Annotated in this window: 19 protein-coding genes and 1 pseudogene; 10 read left to right on the top strand and 10 right to left on the bottom strand. The window is 56.9% G+C overall.

Annotation, left to right across the window (positions count from 1 at the left end):
- The first annotated feature begins 9 nt into the window (after positions 1–9).
- Positions 10–1899: pseudogene (locus tag SK54_RS04830) on the top strand (enterotoxin).
- 67 nt (positions 1900–1966) lie between these two features.
- Here the strand turns inward: SK54_RS04830 and rsmI are convergent.
- Entirely contained in the window at positions 1967–2830 is an 864-nt protein-coding gene (rsmI, locus tag SK54_RS04825; RefSeq protein ID WP_045907594.1) for a 16S rRNA (cytidine(1402)-2'-O)-methyltransferase, read from the bottom strand.
- 61 nt (positions 2831–2891) lie between these two features.
- On the opposite strand from rsmI, the gene SK54_RS04820 reads away from it, so the two are divergent.
- Genes SK54_RS04820 through dolP form a run of 4 tightly spaced genes read left to right on the top strand, consistent with a single transcriptional unit; the run spans position 2892 to position 6580 of the window.
- Entirely contained in the window at positions 2892–5030 is a 2139-nt protein-coding gene (locus SK54_RS04820; RefSeq protein WP_048246812.1) for a penicillin-binding protein activator, read from the top strand.
- On the top strand, positions 4988–5383 hold the full coding sequence (locus SK54_RS22455; protein ID WP_003861751.1) for a YraN family protein: 396 nt from the start codon (positions 4988–4990) through the stop codon (positions 5381–5383). Before SK54_RS04820 ends, SK54_RS22455 begins: the two co-directional genes overlap by 43 nt.
- Positions 5384–5404: 21 nt before the next feature.
- Positions 5405–5995, top strand: a complete 591-nt coding sequence (gene diaA / locus SK54_RS22450) for a DnaA initiator-associating protein DiaA (RefSeq protein ID WP_003861754.1) — start codon at positions 5405–5407, stop codon at positions 5993–5995.
- A 9-nt stretch (positions 5996–6004) separates the two neighbouring features.
- Entirely contained in the window at positions 6005–6580 is a 576-nt protein-coding gene (gene dolP / locus SK54_RS04805; RefSeq protein WP_006812102.1) for a division/outer membrane stress-associated lipid-binding lipoprotein, read from the top strand.
- 50 nt (positions 6581–6630) lie between these two features.
- On the opposite strand, the gene SK54_RS04800 is transcribed toward dolP, so the two are convergent.
- Together SK54_RS04800 and SK54_RS04795 are read right to left on the bottom strand one after the other, a co-directional pair.
- Complete coding sequence (locus SK54_RS04800) at positions 6631–7668, bottom strand: permease (RefSeq protein ID WP_023295492.1); 1038 nt, start codon at positions 7666–7668, stop codon at positions 6631–6633.
- A gap of 40 nt (positions 7669–7708) precedes the next feature.
- Entirely contained in the window at positions 7709–8353 is a 645-nt protein-coding gene (locus SK54_RS04795) for an NAD(P)H-binding protein (protein WP_023295493.1), read from the bottom strand.
- Between the two features lie 128 nt (positions 8354–8481).
- Here SK54_RS04795 and SK54_RS04790 point away from each other — a divergent pair, with 128 nt between their 5' ends.
- Positions 8482–9000: a type 1 glutamine amidotransferase domain-containing protein gene (locus SK54_RS04790; RefSeq protein ID WP_015571965.1), complete on the top strand. Its 519-nt coding sequence runs from the start codon at positions 8482–8484 to the stop codon at positions 8998–9000.
- On the opposite strand, the gene SK54_RS04785 is transcribed toward SK54_RS04790, so the two are convergent.
- The gene (locus tag SK54_RS04785; RefSeq protein WP_015571966.1) at positions 8980–9414 is read right to left on the bottom strand and encodes a YhbP family protein; all 435 of its coding nucleotides are present in this window, start codon (positions 9412–9414) and stop codon (positions 8980–8982) included. The two genes, SK54_RS04790 and SK54_RS04785, sit on opposite strands and share 21 nt — an antisense overlap.
- A 14-nt stretch (positions 9415–9428) precedes the next feature.
- Between SK54_RS04785 and SK54_RS04780 the strand changes: the two genes are divergently transcribed.
- A complete protein-coding gene (locus SK54_RS04780; RefSeq protein ID WP_003861768.1) occupies positions 9429–9758 on the top strand; it encodes a GIY-YIG nuclease family protein in 330 nt (109 codons plus the stop codon).
- On the opposite strand, the gene SK54_RS04775 is transcribed toward SK54_RS04780, so the two are convergent.
- A complete protein-coding gene (locus tag SK54_RS04775) occupies positions 9745–10248 on the bottom strand; it encodes a GNAT family N-acetyltransferase (protein WP_015571968.1) in 504 nt (167 codons plus the stop codon). The two genes, SK54_RS04780 and SK54_RS04775, sit on opposite strands and share 14 nt — an antisense overlap.
- Positions 10242–10766 (bottom strand): ubiquinone anaerobic biosynthesis accessory factor UbiT, encoded by a 525-nt coding sequence (locus SK54_RS04770; protein ID WP_003861771.1) that lies wholly within the window; start codon positions 10764–10766, stop codon positions 10242–10244. The genes SK54_RS04775 and SK54_RS04770 overlap by 7 nt, the downstream gene beginning before the upstream one ends.
- A gap of 221 nt (positions 10767–10987) precedes the next feature.
- Between SK54_RS04770 and SK54_RS04765 the strand changes: the two genes are divergently transcribed.
- The 3 genes from SK54_RS04765 (at position 10988) to SK54_RS04755 (ending at position 13955) form a co-directional block, all read left to right on the top strand.
- Complete coding sequence (locus SK54_RS04765) at positions 10988–11983, top strand: ubiquinone anaerobic biosynthesis protein UbiU (RefSeq protein ID WP_003861773.1); 996 nt, start codon at positions 10988–10990, stop codon at positions 11981–11983.
- 7 nt (positions 11984–11990) lie between these two features.
- On the top strand, positions 11991–12869 hold the full coding sequence (locus SK54_RS04760) for a U32 family peptidase (RefSeq protein ID WP_023295495.1): 879 nt from the start codon (positions 11991–11993) through the stop codon (positions 12867–12869).
- A 78-nt stretch (positions 12870–12947) separates the two neighbouring features.
- Positions 12948–13955: a luciferase-like monooxygenase gene (locus SK54_RS04755; protein WP_006812112.1), complete on the top strand. Its 1008-nt coding sequence runs from the start codon at positions 12948–12950 to the stop codon at positions 13953–13955.
- Positions 13956–14055: 100 nt separating this feature from the next.
- Here the strand turns inward: SK54_RS04755 and mtr are convergent, their stop codons facing one another.
- The 4 genes from mtr to nlpI all read right to left on the bottom strand — a co-directional run bounded on the left by mtr (position 14056) and on the right by nlpI (position 18403).
- A complete protein-coding gene (mtr, locus tag SK54_RS04750) occupies positions 14056–15300 on the bottom strand; it encodes a tryptophan permease (RefSeq protein ID WP_048246809.1) in 1245 nt (414 codons plus the stop codon).
- Between the two features lie 142 nt (positions 15301–15442).
- A complete protein-coding gene (locus SK54_RS04745) occupies positions 15443–17338 on the bottom strand; it encodes a DEAD/DEAH family ATP-dependent RNA helicase (RefSeq protein WP_003861780.1) in 1896 nt (631 codons plus the stop codon).
- Complete coding sequence (gene yrbN / locus SK54_RS22445) at positions 17331–17411, bottom strand: protein YrbN (RefSeq protein ID WP_097397692.1); 81 nt, start codon at positions 17409–17411, stop codon at positions 17331–17333. The genes SK54_RS04745 and yrbN overlap by 8 nt, the downstream gene beginning before the upstream one ends.
- 107 nt (positions 17412–17518) lie before the next feature.
- Positions 17519–18403, bottom strand: a complete 885-nt coding sequence (nlpI, locus tag SK54_RS04740; RefSeq protein ID WP_003861782.1) for a lipoprotein NlpI — start codon at positions 18401–18403, stop codon at positions 17519–17521.
- Positions 18404–18407: the final 4 nt, after the last annotated feature.

Genomic DNA, 18407 nt, shown 5'->3' with positions numbered 1-18407 from the left:
CTTACCCCGATGAAAAAAATGCTCACTCTCTCGCTGCTGACTCTCTGTGTTTCTCATGGTGCGGCGGCAGCAAACTACGCGCTCAGTAACGACAATATTGCCCTTTCGTTTGATGATGCAAACGCAACGGTAGTGGTAACGGACAGCAAAGCTAACCATCCGCTCACGCCCCAGGAGTTGTTCTTTCTGACGCTACCGGATGAAACAAAAATCCACACCGCTGATTTCAAAATCAAGCACGTCGAAAAGCAGGACAATGCGATAGTCATCGACTTTACGCATCCGGATTTTATCGTAACGGTGAAACTGAACCTGGTGAAGGGAAAATACGCCAGCATTGGCTACACCATCGCCGCCGTCGGGCAGCCGCGGGACGTAGCGAAAATTACCTTCTTCCCGACGAAGAAGCAGTCTCAGGCACCTTACGTTGACGGGGCGATTAACAGCTCGCCAATCGTGGCCGACTCGTTCTTCATCCTGCCAGACAAACCGATTGTGAATACTTACGCTTATGAAGCCACCACGAACCTCAACGTGGAGCTGAAAACGCCAATTCTGCCTGAGACACCGGTTAGTTTTACCACCTGGTTCGGCACTTTCCCGGAAACTAATCAGCTGCGCCGCAGCGTAAACCAGTTTATCGATGCTGTGCGTCCGCGGCCTTATAAGCCTTACCTGCACTACAACAGCTGGATGGACATCGGCTTCTTTACCCCTTACTCCGAGCAGGATGTCATTGGGCGGATGGACGAATGGAATAAAGAATTTATTGCCGGACGCGGGGTGGCGCTGGACGCGTTCCTGCTGGACGATGGCTGGGACGATCGCACCGGACGCTGGCTGTTTGGCCCGGCATTCAGCAACGGTTTTGGCAAAGTCAGGGAAAAAGCCGACAGCCTGCATAGCTCGGTTGGGCTGTGGCTTTCTCCGTGGGGCGGATACAACAAGCCGCGCGATATTCGCGTCTCGCATGCAAAAGAGTATGGTTTCGAAACCGTAGACGGCAAGCTGGCGCTGTCGGGGCCGAACTATTTTAAAAACTTTAACGATCAGATCATCAAGCTGATCAAAAACGAGCATATTACCTCGTTCAAGCTCGACGGAATGGGTAACGCCAATTAGCATATCAAGGGCAGCCCATTTGCATCGGATTTTGACGCGTCCATTGCCCTGCTGCACAACATGCGCAGCGCAAATCCGAACCTGTTTATCAACCTGACCACCGGCACCGACGCCAGCCCGTCCTGGCTGTTCTATGCTGATTCAATCTGGCGTCAGGGCGATGATATCAACCTGTACGGCCCCGGCACGCCAGTGCAGCAGTGGATGACCTACCGCGATGCCGAAACCTGGCGATCCATCGTGCGTAAAGGTCCGCTGTTCCCGCTGAACTCACTGATGTACCACGGGATCGTCAGCGCAGAGAACGCTTACTATGGACTCGAGAAAGTGCAAACAGACAGCGATTTTGCCGATCAGGTCTGGAGCTACTTTGCAACCGGAACTCAGCTTCAGGAGCTGTACATTACGCCGTCCATGCTGAATAAGGCGAAGTGGGATACCCTGGCGCAGGCGGCGAAATGGTCGCGTGAGAATGCCAGCGTGCTGGTGGATACTCACTGGATTGGCGGAGACCCAACTTCGCTTGAGGTTTACGGCTGGGCCTCATGGAGTAAAGACAAAGCGATTTTTGGCTTACGCAACCCATCGGATAAGCCGCAACGTTACTTCCTGGATTTAACCAAAGATTTTGAGATCCCGGCAGGAGAGCGTTCGCAGTTTACCCTGAAAGCCGTGTACGGCAGTAATTCGACCGTACCAGAGGAGTATAAAAACGCTGTGGTGATTACGCTGCAACCGCTGGAAACGCTGGTGTTTGAGGCGATGCCGGAGAAATAGTGAGGCTTTGACACGGTGTAGGCCGGGTAAGGCGAAGCCGCCACCCGGCAAAACAGGCGGCAGGGGCTTACTCCCCCTGCTGCTCCAGCGCATATTTATACAGCGCATTTTTCTTCACGCCGTGGATCTCCGCCGCCAGCGCCGCCGCTTTTTTCAGGGGGAGTTCAGCCTGTAGCAGGACCAGCGTACGCAGCGCATCGGCAGGCAGAGCGTCTTCCTGCGCTTTGTGGCCTTCAACAATCAGCACCATTTCGCCCTTGCGGCGGTTTTCATCCTCTTTCACCCACGCCAGCAGTTCGCCAACCGGCGCACCGTGAATAGTTTCCCACGTTTTGGTCAGCTCGCGCGCCAGCACCACATAGCGGGCTTCGCCCCAGACGGTCACCATATCTTCCAGGCTTTCCAGCAGACGGTGGGTTGATTCGTAGAAGATCAACGTACGCGGTTCAGCTTCCAGATCCTTTAACACATCGCGACGGCCTTTGGATTTAGCAGGCAGGAAGCCTTCGTAGCAGAAACGATCGGACGGCAGACCCGCAGCGCTTAACGCCGCAATCGCCGCGCACGGCCCCGGCAGCGGCACAACGCGGATGCCTGCTTCCCGGCAGGTGCGTACCAGATGGTAGCCCGGATCGTTGATCAGCGGCGTTCCCGCATCGGAGACCAGCGCGATGTTCTGCCCTTCTTTAAGCTTCGCCACCAGCGTTTCGGCTTTTTGTTGCTCATTGTGATCGTGCAGGGCAAACAAACGGGCGTTGATGGCAAAGTGTTGTAGCAGTAAACCGGTATGACGGGTGTCTTCAGCCGCAATTAAATCAACAGCTTGCAATACGGTGAGCGCACGTTGGGTAATATCAGACAAATTCCCGATAGGAGTAGGTACAATATAAAGCTGGCCTTGAGAATTATCTGCCGTTTCGTGTTGTTTCATTGTTTCGTCCGTATTGCCGATTTAATATTGAGCATTGCGTAAAAAAATCACTGGATACAGTATGGTACCGTTAACGTTTCTTCGAAAAAAAGCCGCGCACAGCGTGCCCCTCCTGCTGGCAGCCCTGATCTTTACCGGCTGCGGCACCCAGGCACCTGACCAGAGCACTGCTCATATGCAGGGATCCGCTCAGGCTGATTCTGGCTTTTATCTGCAACAAATGTCGCAGAGTACAAATGATACCAGGATCAACTGGCAATTACTCGCCATTCGTGCACTGCTGAAAGAAGGGAAAACCCAGCAGGCCGCCGAGCTGTTCAGCCAGCTGCCGCAGGATCTTAACGACACTCAGCGCCATGAGCAGACGCTGCTGTCGGCAGAACTGAAGGTCGCGCAAAAAGATTACGACGGCGCGAAGAAGATCCTCGGCACCATCGATCTCAGCACGCTGGATAAAAACCAGCAGGCCCGTTTCTGGCAGGCCGGTATCACCGCTGAGCAGGGTCGCCCTTCCCTGACGCTACTCCGCGCGCTGATTGCCCAGGAGCCTCTGCTCGCGGGTGCGGACAAGCAAAAAAATATTGACGCAACCTGGCAGGCGCTCGCCTCCATGACCCAGGATCAGGCCAAGGCGCTGGTAATCAACGCCGATGAAAATGTCCTGCAAGGCTGGCTGGATCTGCAACAGATGTGGTTCAACAACCGCAGCGATCCGAACATGCTGAAAGCCGGCATTACCGACTGGCAAAAGCGTTACCCGCAAAACCCGGGAGCGAAAATGCTGCCAACGCAGCTGGTGAACGTGCAAAACTTTAAGCCCGCCTCCACCAGCAAAATCGCCCTGCTGCTGCCGTTAAACGGTCAGGCAGCGGTGTTTGGTCGCGCCATTCAGCAAGGTTTTGAAGCCGCGAAAAACGGCACCACCGCCGTCAGCGGCAGCGCGGTTCCGGCGCAGGCTGCACAGGCGGCGAATGTGAATGACGTTGTCAGCCCGTCCGCCGCCGAAACCAGCGACCTGACCACCGCGCAAACCCCTGCGCAGGGCACCATGCAGAATCCGGTTACTGCCCCAACGACGCAGCCTGCTACCCCAGCGCCTGCGGCAACACAGGCCCCGGCTGAAACACCGGCACCCGCGACGGCAGAACAACCTCAGCCGCAAACCGAGCAGCCGGAACAGCAGCCATCAGCCCAGCCGCAGGCTGTGGTCACCACCAGCGCTAACCCTGGTGCAGAGTTGAAAATCTACGACACCAGCGCCCAGCCGCTTGACCAGGTGCTGGCGCAGGTTCAGCAGGACGGGGCCAGCATCGTTGTCGGCCCGCTGTTGAAAAACAACGTGGAAGCGCTGATGAAGAGCAACACCACGCTGAACGTGCTGGCGCTTAACCAGCCTGAGCAGGTTCAGAACCGCGCCAATATCTGTTACTTCGCCCTCTCTCCGGAGGATGAAGCCCGCGATGCGGCCCGCCATATTCACGAGCAGGGCAAGCAGGCGCCGCTGCTGCTGATCCCACGCAGCACGCTGGGCGATCGCGTTGCCAACGCGTTTGCGCAAGAGTGGCAGACCCTTGGCGGTGGCGTGGTGTTGCAGCAGAAATTTGGCTCAGCTTCCGAACTGAGAGCGGGCGTGAACGGCGGGGCAGGTATTGCCCTCAACGGTAGCCCGGTATCCGCCAGCCTGCCGCAGCAGCAGAGCGTCACCATCGGCGGTCTGACGATCCCGGCGCCACCTACCGACGCGCAAATCAGCGGCGGCGGTAAAGTGGATTCGGCGTACATCGTCGCTACGCCGGAAGAGATCGCCTTTATCAAACCGATGATCGCCATGCGTAACGGCAGCCAGAGCGGCGCAACGCTCTACGCCAGCTCACGCAGCGCACAGGGTACCGCAGGCCCGGATTTCCGTCTGGAAATGGAAGGACTGCAATACAGCGAGATCCCCATGCTGGCAGGCAGCAACCCGCAGTTGATGCAGCAGGCGCTGGGCGCGGTGCGCAATGACTATTCCCTGGCGCGTCTGTACGCGATGGGCGTCGATGCCTGGGCGCTGGCAAACCACTTCACCCAGATGCGTCAGGTACCGGGCTTCGAGCTTAACGGGAATACCGGCGATCTGACCGCCGATCAGGATTGTGTGATTAACAGGAAGTTATCATGGCTCAAATACCAGCAGGGGCAGATTGTCCCGGCCAGTTAAGCCGTAAACAGACCGGCGACGCGTGGGAGTTAAAGGCGCGTCGCTGGCTTGAAGGCAAAGGACTGCGCTTTGTCGCCGCCAACGTTCGCGGGCGCGGCGGCGAGATTGACCTGATCATGAAAGACGGTCAGACCATCGTGTTTGTTGAAGTTCGCTACCGACAGTCGTCCCGTTTTGGCGGTGCTGCCGCCAGCGTGACGCTCGCCAAACAACAAAAATTATTACAGACTGCCCACTTGTGGCTTGCCCGCCATAATGGGAGTTTTGATACTGTGGATTGCCGTTTCGATGTGGTAGCCTTCACCGGAAATGCGATCGACTGGCTTAAAAACGCGTTTGGCGAAGACGCATAAATAAGATTTTAAAGGGATACCGTGCTCGAACGAATTAAAGTGTGCTTCACAGAAAGCATTCAAACGCAGATTGCCGCGGCGGAAGCCCTTCCGGACGCGATCTCGCGTGCAGCGATGACGCTGGTTCAGTCGCTGCTCAACGGCAACAAAATCCTCTGTTGTGGCAATGGCACGTCCGCCGCCAACGCACAGCATTTTGCTGCCAGCATGATTAATCGCTTCGAAACCGAGCGCCCGAGTTTACCTGCCATTGCACTAAACACCGATAACGTGGTCTTAACTGCGATTGCCAACGATCGTCTGCATGACGAAATCTACGCCAAGCAGGTGCGCGCCTTAGGCCATGCCGGAGACGTGCTGCTGGCGATCTCCACGCGCGGTAACAGCCGGGATATCGTTAAGGCGGTTGAAGCGGCCGTGACCCGGGATATGACGATTGTCGCCCTGACCGGTTACGACGGCGGTGAGCTGGCTGGCCTGCTGGGGCCGCAGGATGTGGAGATCCGCATTCCTTCGCACCGTAGCGCCCGCATCCAGGAGATGCATATGCTCACGGTGAACTGCTTATGCGATCTGATCGATAACACGCTTTTCCCTCACCAGGATGATTAAGGAGTTCTCATGAAGGTTTTATCGGCCCTTGCAGTCGTGATGTCTGCATTACTGCTTCAGGGATGCATCGCTGCCGCTGTAGTCGGCACCGCAGCGGTCGGCACCAAAGCAGCGACCGATCCGCGCACCGTTGGGACGCAGGTGGATGACGGTACGCTTGAGCTGCGCGTAAACAGTGCGCTGTCGAAAGACGAGCAGATCAAGAAGGAAGCACGCATCAACGTGACGGCTTATCAGGGCAAAGTGCTGCTGGCAGGCCAGGCGCCAAATCCTGAACTCGCCTCGCGTGCCAAACAGATTGCGATGGGTGTGGAAGGCACGGCGGAAGTGTTTAACGAGATCCGCCAGGGCCAGCCGATTGGTCTCGGCACCGCGTCATCTGATACCTGGATCACCACCAAAGTGCGTTCCCAGCTGCTGGGTACCGACCAGGTGAAATCCTCAAACGTGAAAGTGACCACGGAGAACGGCGAAGTGTTCCTGCTGGGTCTGGTGACGGAACGTGAAGGGAAAGCGGCAGCGGATATCGCCAGCCGGGTGAGCGGCGTGAAACACGTCACCACCGCCTTTACTTACATTAAGTAATTCCCACCTGGCTACAGGCCCGGTAAGCGCTAGCGCCACCGGGCTTTTTTTCACACAAGCGCCATACTCCCCACAATCACTCCGCTCAACGCCACCAGCCCCGCAGTCAGCCACAGCGCTTTCGCCGGGAATGACTTACGCAGCATGATAAGCGACGGCAGGCTCACCGCCGGCAGCGTGATGAGCAGCGCCAGCGCCGGTGCGGTCCCCATACCAGCCATCATCATGGTCTGAATAATCGGGATCTCCGCCGCGGTTGGGATCACAAACAGGCACCCGGCCACCGCCATCGCAATCACCCACATCAGCGTGTTGTCGATAGCGCCATCCGCATGCGGGAACAGCCAGACGCGCGCCGCCCCCAGCACCAGTACGGCCAGGATATAGACCGGAATGGTGCTCCAGAAAAGCTGCCACAGCGCTTTGCCCCAGCGAGCAAAGAAACTGCCCTGCGGCTCGCTGACGTCCAGCTCAACGGAGGCAGGCCCGGCCTCGTTGTCTTTCACCAGGTGCTGCACCAGCGTAGCGACAAGCACCACCGTCAGCAGGCCAGCCGCCAGACGGATAAACGCGAAATGCCAGCCGAGAACGAAGCCCATAAACACCAGCGTTGCCGGGTTCAGCAGGGGGTTACCCATCCAGAAGGCAAGCGCGCCGCCCATCGACACGCGCTGTCGGCGCATACCCGCCGCCACCGGTGCGGCGCAGCAGGAGCACATCATGCCCGGCAGGGAGAAAATCGTCCCCAGCAGCGTGCCCTGCAAGCGCGGCTGTCCCAGGGTTTTCACCAGCCAGTTACGCGGGATAAGTACCTGAATCAGCGAGCCCAGCAATACGCCCAATACCGCCGCTTTCCAGACGGCAAGAAAATAGACCATGGCGTAATCCCACGCCGCGCGTAGCGGGCTGGAATCGGCCTGCGCGAGAATCGATTTACCGATGCTGTGGGTGTCGGCGGCGGTGAAGGCTTTACCGTAGTACGGCTGCCATTTCACATACCAGAGGCCAATGATGACCACGAGAAAGAAGAGTGCGGGCTTCCACCACTGAACAGGTGTTGCCGCCTGAGATGAAGACTGACCAGTCATACCATTCCCCGGAAGGTGTTATTTAATAAGCCGGGGAAGTTTACGCCTCGCCCTGCGCGATTTCACGCAGTTTTGCCGAAGGGATAATATTAACCCCCTCCTGCGACGGAGCCAGCGCCTCTTTTAGCATCGCCAGCGCGACATCCCGCGCCTCGATGGACTTCCAGTTACCCGGCAGGATACGAAACAGCGGAGCGAAAATAGACTCGTTAAAACGACGTTCGTCACGGTGCCCCATCAGCATGGAAGGCCGCGCGATGGTCAGGCGCTCCCATTTCTGCGCGATTAACGCCTCTTCCATTTTGCCCTTCACCTGGTTGTAAAAAAACGGCGAGCCTGCGTTCGCGCCGTGCGCGCTGACCACCAGGAAATGTTTTGCGCCCAGCTTTTTCGCCGTCAGGGCGGTATCCACCACCAGTGTGTAATCCGCATGGACAAAAGCTTCTTTACTGCCCGCTTCCCGTCGGGTGGTACCAAGGCAGCAAAAGGCGATATCAATGGGATCCTGCACCTGCGCCAGCGCGTCGGTGAGCTGTGGATCGTGCGGGTTATAGACGCCGGTGATATCCAACAGCGGGCGACGCGTCGGGGCGGCGATATAATTGATATGCCGATCCTGGATCAGCAGCCGCAGCAGATGTCCACCCACCAGCCCGGTTGCGCCGGTAATCAGTACCTGACTCATCTTATCCCCTTTACAGAATTGTCCGTTTGCGTTCTGGGCCTGCTCTACCACACTTAAAAGTCTGTTACCGGTAAGTATTTACCACAAACGGGAAAAAAACAGTCTGAAGCGAAAACAACGGAGGAAGCATGGGTAAAAAAATCGCAGTCTTGATTACCGACGAGTTTGAAGATTCAGAATTTACGTCGCCAGCAGAGGCATTCCGCAAGGCGGGCCACGAGGTGGTCACCATCGAGAAAGAAGCGGGTAAAACCGTGAAGGGCCATAAGGGCGAAGCCAGCGTGACCATTGACGAATCCATTGATAACGTCAGCCCGTCGGATTTCGACGCCCTGCTGTTACCGGGCGGTCATTCACCGGATTCCCTGCGCGGAGACGAGCGTTTCGTCACCTTTACCCGTGACTTCGTCGGCACCGGTAAACCGGTATTTGCCATTTGCCACGGTCCGCAGCTGCTGATCAGCGCCGAGGTGGTACGCGGGCGTAAGCTCACCGCGGTGAAGCCGATCGTTATCGATCTGAAAAACGCGGGAGCCGAGTTCTACGATCAGGAAGTGGTGAACGATAACGATCAGCTGATCACCAGCCGTACACCGGACGATCTGCCAGCGTTTAACCGTGAAGCGCTACGCCTGCTCGGCGCGTAACCAGTGCAGCTTCTTGCCAAAGCCCAGGGTGTTGTCGGTAAATTTCAGCTCATCAAGGCGGATTTCCCACACCGGGGCTTTTAGCGCCGCGGCCACCGGGAAGCGGCGCGTATAGCGTTTACGTTGCGCGTCGCTCTCCTCACCTTCCAGGCGACGAATTTCGCCTTTAAACTGGACCCCGCGGATCAGCGCAACGGTTTTAGGCTGACCGTTTACCGTGCCCGCCACTTTTGCCCGCTGGCCCGTCATCTGCGCATGCCGCGTTTTATCTTCGCTCATCACGTAAAAGGCCACGCGCTCGGGATCGTAGTAATAAAAGGCATTTGCGCACCACATCTCCTCGTCTTTACAGACGCACCAGGTCACGACATGCTGCTTTGCCAGCCAGCGGTTAATGGCGGCCAGTGTTTCCATTTTCGCTCTCTCTCATGCTATGGTGCGTTCACCTTAACATACTGAATCTGTTTACCGTGTGCTGGTTTCTCTATCTTGTCCGAACCGCTGATAACGCACTCTACACCGGGATCACTACCGATGTGGCACGGCGTTTTTTACAACATCAAACGGGGAAAGGGGCGAAAGCACTGCGGGGGAAAGGTGAACTTCAGTTAGCGTTTTCAGCCGCCGTGGGCGACAGATCCCTGGCGCTCAGGCTGGAATACCGCATCAAGCAGCTGACGAAGCGCCAGAAAGAGCGTCTCGTCAACGGGGATGGCTCTTTCGAGGCGCTACGCGAAAGCCTGCTTAAAAACGATTGAAATGATCGTGGTACTCCACCAGACCGGTAACGCCGTCGAGCGCATCATCCGCCAGAGGATGCACCAGGAAAGACGTTTCCGTGCCCGGCCAGTGGCAGCGCAGATCGTATCTGGACGCTGGCTTAAAACCTAAACGTTCGTAGAACGCCGGATCGCCCAGAACGACGACAGCGGCATAGCCAAATTCATTCAGTGAATCCAGCCCTTCATAGACCAGCTGGCGCGCCAGGCCCTGGCCACGGTAGTTTTCATCCACAGCCAGCGGCGCCATGCCGACCCACTGTAACTCTTCACCCTGCACAATCACCGGGCTGAAGGCCACGTAGCCGACCACCTGCCCTTCATCGTCGGTGGCAACCAGGCCCAGCGTAATCAGGCCATCTTCGCGAAGATCGTGAACCAGTTGGGCTTCGGCGTCGCCTGCAAAAGAGCGGCGTAACAACGCATCGATACCCGGCGCATCAATCCCAATTTCGACTCGAATCAGCATGGCTCACCTACTGAAGTGTGTTTACTGTCCGGCGGGGTTTTTAGCCCGGCCTCAACGAAATCTGCCATTTGCATCAACATCATACGCAGCGCTTTCGGCATCTGCTCCAGCTCAATGGCATCCATTAAATTTTTGACGTACAGACCGAGCTCCGTGTCGCCTTCAATCACCAGACGACGCTGGAAGAAGAGGGTGTCCGGATCCTGTTTGCGCGCGGCGATCATCAGCAGATCGCTGGCATCCGCGCTAAAGCTGACATCCGCCTCGGCGGTTTCACGGACGATCAGCCGATCGTTCTCAACGGAAGTAAACCAGCGCAACCCGATATCGCGCACTTCAATCTTTAACCAGCGGCCTTCCAGAAACTCCAGCTCACCGTCCTGTAGCGCCTGGCGGAACTGCCAGCTCAGTACCTGTTCCAGCACCTGGCGTTTAAGCGCGAACGGCGCCAGTTTTACCGGCACGCTCAGCATTGATGGACCAAATTGTACGAGACGTGAACGCAGTTTATCCAGCACGAGCTTTACTCCCTGATAGCTATAGTCCTGCTATTTTGCCATATCCCGACAAGAAGATAGCGGCGTAAATCAACAAACCGTTGTCCGGTATACCTCATTATTGGTGCCATCAATACGCCATTAGCTGCCTTAAATCAAAAATTGTCGCGTATGGGTTAATTAAAATCCCAGCTCGTTAACATTTTTTACGATCCCTGCGATCGACAACATCGGGATAAATTATGGAGCTGCTCTGCCCTGCCGGAAACCTTCCGGCGCTTAAGGCGGCCATCGAAAATGGGGCCGATGCGGTCTATATCGGGCTGAAAGATGATACCAACGCCCGCCATTTTGCGGGTCTTAACTTTACGGAGAAAAAGCTTCAGGAAGCCGTTAACTTCGTTCACCAGCACCGGCGCAAACTGCACATCGCCATCAATACCTTTGCCCATCCTGATGGCTATGCCCGCTGGCAGCGCGCCGTGGATATGGCGGCCCAGCTGGGCGCCGATGCGCTGATCCTGGCCGACCTCGCCATGCTTGAGTATGCGGCAGAACGTTATCCGCATATTGAGCGCCACGTCTCTGTTCAGGCATCGGCCACCAATGAAGAGGCCGTGCGTTTTTATCATCGACACTTTGACGTAGCCCGCGTGGTGCTGCCGCGCGTGCTCTCTATTCATCAGGTTAAGCAACTGGCGCGCGTCACGCCAGTGCCGCTGGAGGTTTTTGCCTTCGGCAGCCTGTGCATCATGGCCGAAGGCCGCTGCTATCTTTCTTCCTATCTCACCGGGGAATCGCCAAATACCGTCGGCGCCTGCTCGCCTGCCCGCTTCGTTCGCTGGCAGCAAACGCCGCAGGGACTAGAGTCACGCCTAAATGACGTGCTGATTGACCGCTATCAGGACGGTGAAAACGCGGGCTATCCGACACTGTGTAAGGGCCGCTATCTGGTGGACGGCGAGCGCTACCACGCGCTGGAGGAGCCCACCAGCCTCAACACGCTGGAATTGCTGCCGGAACTGCTGGCCGCCAATATTGCCTCGGTGAAAATCGAAGGCCGCCAGCGCAGCCCGGCCTACGTGAGCCAGGTGGCGAAGGTGTGGCGTCAGGCCATCGACCGCTGCATGGCGGACCCGCAAAACTATGCTCCACAAGCGGCCTGGATGGAGACGCTCGGCGCGATGTCCGAAGGCACCCAAACTACGCTCGGCGCGTACCACCGTAAATGGCAGTGAGATAATCATGAAATATTCATTAGGGCCGGTGCTTTACTACTGGCCAAAAGAGACGCTGGAAGATTTTTACCAGCAGGCGGCTAACAGCAGCGCCGATGTGATTTACCTCGGCGAAGCGGTGTGCAGCAAGCGCCGCGCCACCAAAGTGGGCGACTGGCTGGATATGGCGAAAAACCTGGCCGGCAGCGGCAAGCAGGTGGTGCTCTCGACGCTGGCGCTGGTGCAGGCGTCCTCTGAACTGGGCGAACTGAAGCGCTACGTCGAAAACGGTGAGTTCCTGCTGGAGGCGAGCGACCTGGGCGTGGTAAACCTGTGCGCCGAGCGTAAGCTGCCGTTTGTCGCCGGACATGCGCTGAACTGCTATAACGCGGTGACCCTGCGCCTGTTGCTCAAACAGGGGATGACCCGCTGGTGCATGCCAGTAGAGCTCTCCCGCGACTGGCTGGCCAACCTGCTCACACAGTGCGAAGAGCTGGGCATTCGCAACAAGTTTGAAGTGGAGGTTCTGAGCTACGGCCATCTGCCGCTGGCCTACTCTGCCCGCTGCTTTACCGCACGCTCGGAAGACCGTCCGAAAGACGAGTGCGAAACCTGCTGCATTAAGTACCCGAACGGCCGCAGCATGCTGTCGCAGGAGAATCAGCAGGTGTTTGTTCTCAACGGCATTCAGACCATGAGCGGTTACGTCTATAACCTCGGCAACGAACTGGCGTCAATGCACGGGCTGGTGGATATGGTGCGGCTTTCGCCGCTTGATACCGGCGTTTTCGCGATGCTGGACGCCTTCCGCGCCAACGAAAACGGCGCCTCGCCGCTGCCGTTGACCGCAAACAGCGACTGCAACGGTTACTGGCGACGTCTCGCCGGGCTGGAATTGCAGGCGTAAAAAAAGCTCACTTTGTTAACAACGGTTATCATTTTTTAATGCAGTATTAAAGATTGACCGTCGACAAAGTGAGCTGTTATGACTGACAAAACCATTCCGTTTTCGGTGCTGGATCTGGCGCCGATTCCACAAGGCTCCTCGGCCAGAGAAGCCTTCACGCACTCTCTCGATCTTGCTCAGCTTGCCGAAAAGCGCGGCTATCACCGCTACTGGCTGGCGGAGCACCACAATATGGTGGGCATCGCCAGCGCCGCCACCTCGGTGCTGATTGGCTATCTGGCGGCGAATACCACCACTCTGCACCTGGGCTCCGGCGGTGTGATGCTGCCGAACCACGCCCCGCTGGTGATTGCCGAGCAGTTCGGGACGCTGAATACCCTTTATCCGGGCCGTATTGATCTAGGGCTTGGCCGCGCGCCGGGCAGCGACCAGCCGACCATGCGCGCCCTGCGTCGCCATATGAGCGGCGATATCGATAACTTCCCGCGCGATGTGGCCGAGCTGGTGGACTGGTTTGACGCGCGGGATCCGAACCCGCACGTGCGTCCTGTGCCGGGGTACGGGGAAAAGATCCCGGTATGGCTGTTAGGCTCAAGCCTGTACAGCGCGCAGCTCGCCGCTCAGCTGGGGCTGCCGTTCGCGTTCGCTTCCCACTTCGCACCGGATATGCTGCATCAGGCACTGCATCTTTATCGTACGCACTTCAAACCGTCTGAACGTCTGGAGAAGCCGTATGCGATGGTGTGTATCAATATCATTGCTGCCGACAGCAACCGCGACGCGGAATTCCTGTTTACCTCTATGCAGCAGGCGTTTGTGAAGCTGCGTCGCGGTGAGACGGGCCAGCTTCCACCGCCGGTAGAGAATATGCATCAGCTGTGGTCGGCCTCCGAGCAGTATGGCGTGCAGCAGGCTCTGAGTATGTCGCTGGTGGGTGATAAGGCGAAAGTGCGTCACGGGCTGGAGGCGGTGCTGCGTGAAACCCAGGCGGATGAGATTATGGTTAACGGCCAGATTTTCGATCACCAGGCGCGTCTGCATTCGTTTGATTTGGCGATGCAGGTGAAAGAGGAGTTGGTGGGGTAGTTTTTTGCTTTGCCCGGTGGCGCTTCGCTTACCGGGCCTACATTCTTTTCTCCCTCTCCCATGGGGAGAGGGCCGGGGTGAGGGGTTCAGACCGCACGTTTTACTGATATACCGGCAACAGATTAAAACTCGACAGCACGTGCACCACCGCGTTGCCGATACCAAATACCAGAATCAGCGCAATCATCGGTTTTCCGCCCCAGACGCGGAATTTCGGGCTGCCGAAGCGCTTACGTGATTTGCGCGCCAGCAGCGCCGGTACAATCGCCGCCCAGATGGTGGCCGCCAGTCCCGCATAGCCGATGGCGTACAGGAAACCGTTCGGCCACAGCAGGCCGCCCACAATCGGCGGCAGGAAGGTCAACAGCGCTGTTTTGAAGCGCCCCATAGCAGAGTCATCAAAACCAAACAGATCCGCCAGGTAGTCAAACAGGCCCAGCGTCACGCCGAGGAATGAGCTCGCCACCGCAAAGTTCGAGAAGACCACCAGAAGCAGATCCAGGCTGCGGCTGTTCAGCACGCCGCTCAGCGCCTGTACCAGCACATCAATGTTACCGCCCTTCTGCGCAATGCCGATAAATTCCGGACGCGGGATGTTACCCATCGTCCCCAGCAGCCAGATCACATACAGCCCTAGCGCCAGCAGCGTGCCGTAAACCAGGCATTTCACGATGGTGCGCGGATCCTTGCCGTAGTATTTCATCAGGCTCGGTACGTTGCCGTGGTAGCCGAACGACGCCAGACAGAATGGCAGCGTCATCAGCAGGTACGGCGTGTAGGAGGTGTTCACTTCCGCAACGTTAAACAGCGTGGCCGGCGTGACGTGCCCCAGCAGGCTGCCGAAGGTCAGAAAGAAGGTGATGACCTTTGCGCCCAGCACGATCGCCGTCATGCGGCTGACCGCTTTGGTGCTCATCCAGACGATAAACGCCACGCCCAGCGCGAAGCAGAGACCCGCCAGACGCGCCGGAACGTTCAGCGACATCTCTGAGAAGGTGTGATGCAGAATCGACCCGCTCGCTGAAATGTACGCGTAGGTCAGGATATAGAGTACAAACGCGATGGACAGCCCGTTCGCCAGGTTCCAGCCTTTGCCCAACAGATCCCGGGTGATGGTGTCGAAGCTGGAGCCAATGCGGTAGTTCAGGTTTGCTTCAAGGATCATCAGCCCGGAATGGAGCATGCAGAACCAGGTGAAAACCAGCGCCGCCAGCGACCAGAAGAACCACGCACCGGACATGACCACAGGCAGGGAAAACATCCCGGCACCAATGATGGTTCCGCCGATGATCACCACGCCGCCAAGCAGCGAAGGTGACGTTTGGGTGGTGGTTAGTGTTGCCATGCGGCCTTATCTCCAGTGAAAAATGTGGTTCAGCATTTTAGTGTGTTGCACTGTACCAGTACAAGAGTACAAAAGGAATAAAAAAAGCCCCGATAGCAACTATCGGGGCTGTATATTTTACTTTACGTCAGAAGCGAAAGGCTTACGCGTCACCGAAACGACGACGGCTGGCGCCTTCTTCACGGCGTGGACCACGGTTTTCGCGGCGCTCACCGGAGAAACGACGGCCTTCACCACCGCGACCTTCGCTGCGACCGCCTTCACGACGCTCGCCACCGAAACCGCGACCACCGCCACGACGTTCGCCGCCACGGTCAGGACGTGGCTGTGCATCGCCCAGCAGCTGCATGTTCATCGGCTTGTTCAGGATGCGGGTGCGAGTAAAGTGTTGCAGTACTTCGCCCGGCATGCCTTTTGGCAGCTCGATGGTGGAGTGGGAACCGAACAGCTTAATGTTACCGATGTAACGGCTGCTGATGTCGCCTTCGTTAGCGATCGCGCCAACGATGTGACGAACTTCAACACCATCATCACGGCCCACTTCAATGCGATACAGTTCCATTTCGCCAGCGTCACGACGCTCGCGACGTGGACGGTCTTCACCACCACGCTCTGGACGGTCACCGCGTGGACCACGATCGTTACGGTCGCCGCGACGTTCGAAACGATCGTCACGGTCACGGAACTCACGCTTAGGACGCATCGGCGCATCAGGTGGCACGATCAGGCTACGTTCGCCCTGCGCCATTTTCAGCAGTGCTGCGGCCAGGGTTTCCATGTCCAGCTCTTCGCCTTCAGCAACAGGCTGGATCTGGGACAGCAGCGCACGGTACTGATCCAGATCGCTGCTTTCCAGCTGCTGCTGTACTTTCGCGGCGAATTTTTCCAGACGGCGTTTGCCCAGCAGTTCTGCGTTTGGCAGCTCGGCTTCTGGAATGGTCAGCTTCATGGTGCGTTCAATGTTACGCAGCAGACGACGCTCGCGGTTCTCAACGAACAGCAGCGCACGACCCGCGCGACCCGCACGACCGGTACGGCCGATACGGTGAACGTAAGACTCGGAGTCCATCGGGATGTCGTAGTTAACAACCAGGCTGATACGCTCAACGTCCAGGCCACGTGCTGCCACGTCGGTTGCAATCAGGATGTCCAGACGACCGTCTTTCAGACGCTCCAGAGTCTGCTCACGCAGGGCCTGGTTCATGTCGCCGTTCAGCGCTGCGCTGTTGTAGCCGCTACGCTCCAGGGCTTCAGCCACTTCCAGAGTCGCGTTTTTGGTACGAACGAAGATAATCGCCGCATCAAAATCTTCCGCTTCCAGGAAACGCACCAGCGCTTCGTTTTTGCGCATGCCGTATACAGACCAGTAGCTCTGGCTGATGTCCGGGCGAGTGGTCACGCTGGACTGAATGCGCACTTCCTGCGGCTCTTTCATGAAGCGGCGGGTAATGCGACGGATCGCTTCTGGCATGGTTGCAGAGAACAGAGCGGTCTGATGACCTTCCGGGATCTGCGCCATGATGGTTTCTACGTCTTCGATGAAGCCCATACGCAGCATTTCATCGGCTTCGTCCAGTACCAGGCCGCTCAGTTTAGAGAGGTCCAGGGTACCGCGCTTCAGGTGATCCAGCAGACGGCCCGGCGTACCGACAACAATCTGTGGACCCTGGCGCAGGGCGCGTAACTGCACGTCATAACGCTGGCCGCCGTACAGGGCAACCACGTTTACGCCGCGCATATGTTTAGAGAATTCCGTCATGGCTTCAGCAACCTGAACAGCCAGTTCACGGGTTGGAGCCAGGACGAGGATCTGCGGCGCGCGCAGGTCCGGATCAATGTTGTTCAGCAGCGGCAGCGAGAATGCTGCGGTTTTACCGCTACCAGTCTGGGCCATGCCCAGCACGTCACGACCAGAAAGCAGGTGTGGGATACACTCAGCCTGGATCGGAGATGGTTTTTCGTAACCCAGATCGTTAAGGGCTTCAAGGATAGGAGCCTTCAGGCCCAGATCTGCAAAAGTGGTTTCGAATTCAGCCATGTAGTACAAGTGCCTCGATATTAATGGCGGCCAGTCTACTTAGCTCATCGTGAAAATGATTAGCAATTTTCATTGAAAAGTGTGAACCGGCTCAAATTAGGTGTATTGACGAACAACAACGCCCTCACCAGTGAAGGTGATGGCAATCAAAAGATTACGGGCTGATGTTTATGTCGTCAGCTATTGCTGGTCCGATTCTGCCAGGTCGTCTTGCTCCTGGCCCAAGAGCGATAATTCCAACAATGCATAACGGTGCTCAACGAAGTTATGTACGTTGTTAGCAACCGCTAATTTGAACAGTGCCGTAGCGCTGTCCATATCCCCCAGACTTAGGTAGTACTTACCTAAATAGAAGTTGGTTTCACTGAGATGCTCAGCGAGCGAGGTGTTATCCGTTGCGTCCGCCTTGAGGCGTTCCATCAGCGTTGCTTCGCTAATGTTGCCCAGGTAGAACTCGACAATGTTCCATCCCCACTGTTCCTTGTCCGATTTCTCGAAGCGCTGTTTCAGTGCTTCTTTGGCCTGCTTCTCATCGAGCTTCTGCTCAACGATGTAAAGCCACAGGCTGCGGAAAGGATCATTAGGATCGTCTTGATAAAACGCCAGCAGATCATCTTGCGCTAACTTATCACGACCGCCGTAATACAATGCGATACCGCGATTCAAGTGCGCGTAGTTGTAAGTTGGATCAAGCTCAAGTACAGAATCAAACGCTTCATAGGCAGCATCAAAATTGCCTGCCTGCGTTAAATAAATGCCTAAGTAATTGAATACTTCAGGCATATCAGGTCGAATCGCCAGCGCTTGTGAAAAATCATTTCGCGCCAGTGCCCTCAGACCGAGACTATCATACAACACTCCGCGCTCATATAAAAGCTGTGCGCGTTCGTCATCGGTTAAAGCCCGACTGGCAAGTATTTGTTCCATGCGTGCCAGAATGACTTCCTGCTGCAAAGTCGGTTGCAATGGCACTGCGAGGACTTCGCTCTTACGCCAGGCAGAGTTGCTGCATCCTGCCAGCGTTAAAGCTGTCGCAACGAAACACCAGCGCAAAAAAGGCTTCATTTCC

This window comes from Enterobacter sp. MGH120, assembly GCF_001037725.1.
Classification (GTDB): Bacteria; Pseudomonadota; Gammaproteobacteria; order Enterobacterales; family Enterobacteriaceae; genus Enterobacter; species Enterobacter hormaechei_C.
The sequence above is the reverse complement of the archived record's forward strand: the minus strand, read 5'-3'. Positions and strand labels throughout refer to the sequence as shown.

What these genes read in the sequence shown, in the direction of transcription:
- SK54_RS04820 (WP_048246812.1), top strand. Translation starts at nt 2,892, where the DNA reads ATGGTACCGTTAACGTTTCTTCGAAAAAAAGCCGCGCACAGCGTGCCC.
- SK54_RS04755 (WP_006812112.1), top strand. Translation starts at nt 12,948, where the DNA reads ATGACTGACAAAACCATTCCGTTTTCGGTGCTGGATCTGGCGCCGATT.
- dolP (WP_006812102.1), top strand. Translation starts at nt 6,005, where the DNA reads ATGAAGGTTTTATCGGCCCTTGCAGTCGTGATGTCTGCATTACTGCTT.
- SK54_RS04790 (WP_015571965.1), top strand. Translation starts at nt 8,482, where the DNA reads ATGGGTAAAAAAATCGCAGTCTTGATTACCGACGAGTTTGAAGATTCA.
- mtr (WP_048246809.1), bottom strand. Translation starts at nt 15,300, where the DNA reads ATGGCAACACTAACCACCACCCAAACGTCACCTTCGCTGCTTGGCGGC.
- yrbN (WP_097397692.1), bottom strand. Translation starts at nt 17,411, where the DNA reads ATGAAAATTGCTAATCATTTTCACGATGAGCTAAGTAGACTGGCCGCC.
- SK54_RS04775 (WP_015571968.1), bottom strand. Translation starts at nt 10,248, where the DNA reads ATGCTGATTCGAGTCGAAATTGGGATTGATGCGCCGGGTATCGATGCG.
- nlpI (WP_003861782.1), bottom strand. Translation starts at nt 18,403, where the DNA reads ATGAAGCCTTTTTTGCGCTGGTGTTTCGTTGCGACAGCTTTAACGCTG.
- SK54_RS04765 (WP_003861773.1), top strand. Translation starts at nt 10,988, where the DNA reads ATGGAGCTGCTCTGCCCTGCCGGAAACCTTCCGGCGCTTAAGGCGGCC.
- SK54_RS04785 (WP_015571966.1), bottom strand. Translation starts at nt 9,414, where the DNA reads ATGGAAACACTGGCCGCCATTAACCGCTGGCTGGCAAAGCAGCATGTC.
- SK54_RS22455 (WP_003861751.1), top strand. Translation starts at nt 4,988, where the DNA reads ATGGCTCAAATACCAGCAGGGGCAGATTGTCCCGGCCAGTTAAGCCGT.
- SK54_RS04760 (WP_023295495.1), top strand. Translation starts at nt 11,991, where the DNA reads ATGAAATATTCATTAGGGCCGGTGCTTTACTACTGGCCAAAAGAGACG.
- rsmI (WP_045907594.1), bottom strand. Translation starts at nt 2,830, where the DNA reads ATGAAACAACACGAAACGGCAGATAATTCTCAAGGCCAGCTTTATATT.
- SK54_RS04780 (WP_003861768.1), top strand. Translation starts at nt 9,429, where the DNA reads ATGCTATGGTGCGTTCACCTTAACATACTGAATCTGTTTACCGTGTGC.
- SK54_RS04745 (WP_003861780.1), bottom strand. Translation starts at nt 17,338, where the DNA reads ATGGCTGAATTCGAAACCACTTTTGCAGATCTGGGCCTGAAGGCTCCT.
- SK54_RS04795 (WP_023295493.1), bottom strand. Translation starts at nt 8,353, where the DNA reads ATGAGTCAGGTACTGATTACCGGCGCAACCGGGCTGGTGGGTGGACAT.
- SK54_RS04800 (WP_023295492.1), bottom strand. Translation starts at nt 7,668, where the DNA reads ATGACTGGTCAGTCTTCATCTCAGGCGGCAACACCTGTTCAGTGGTGG.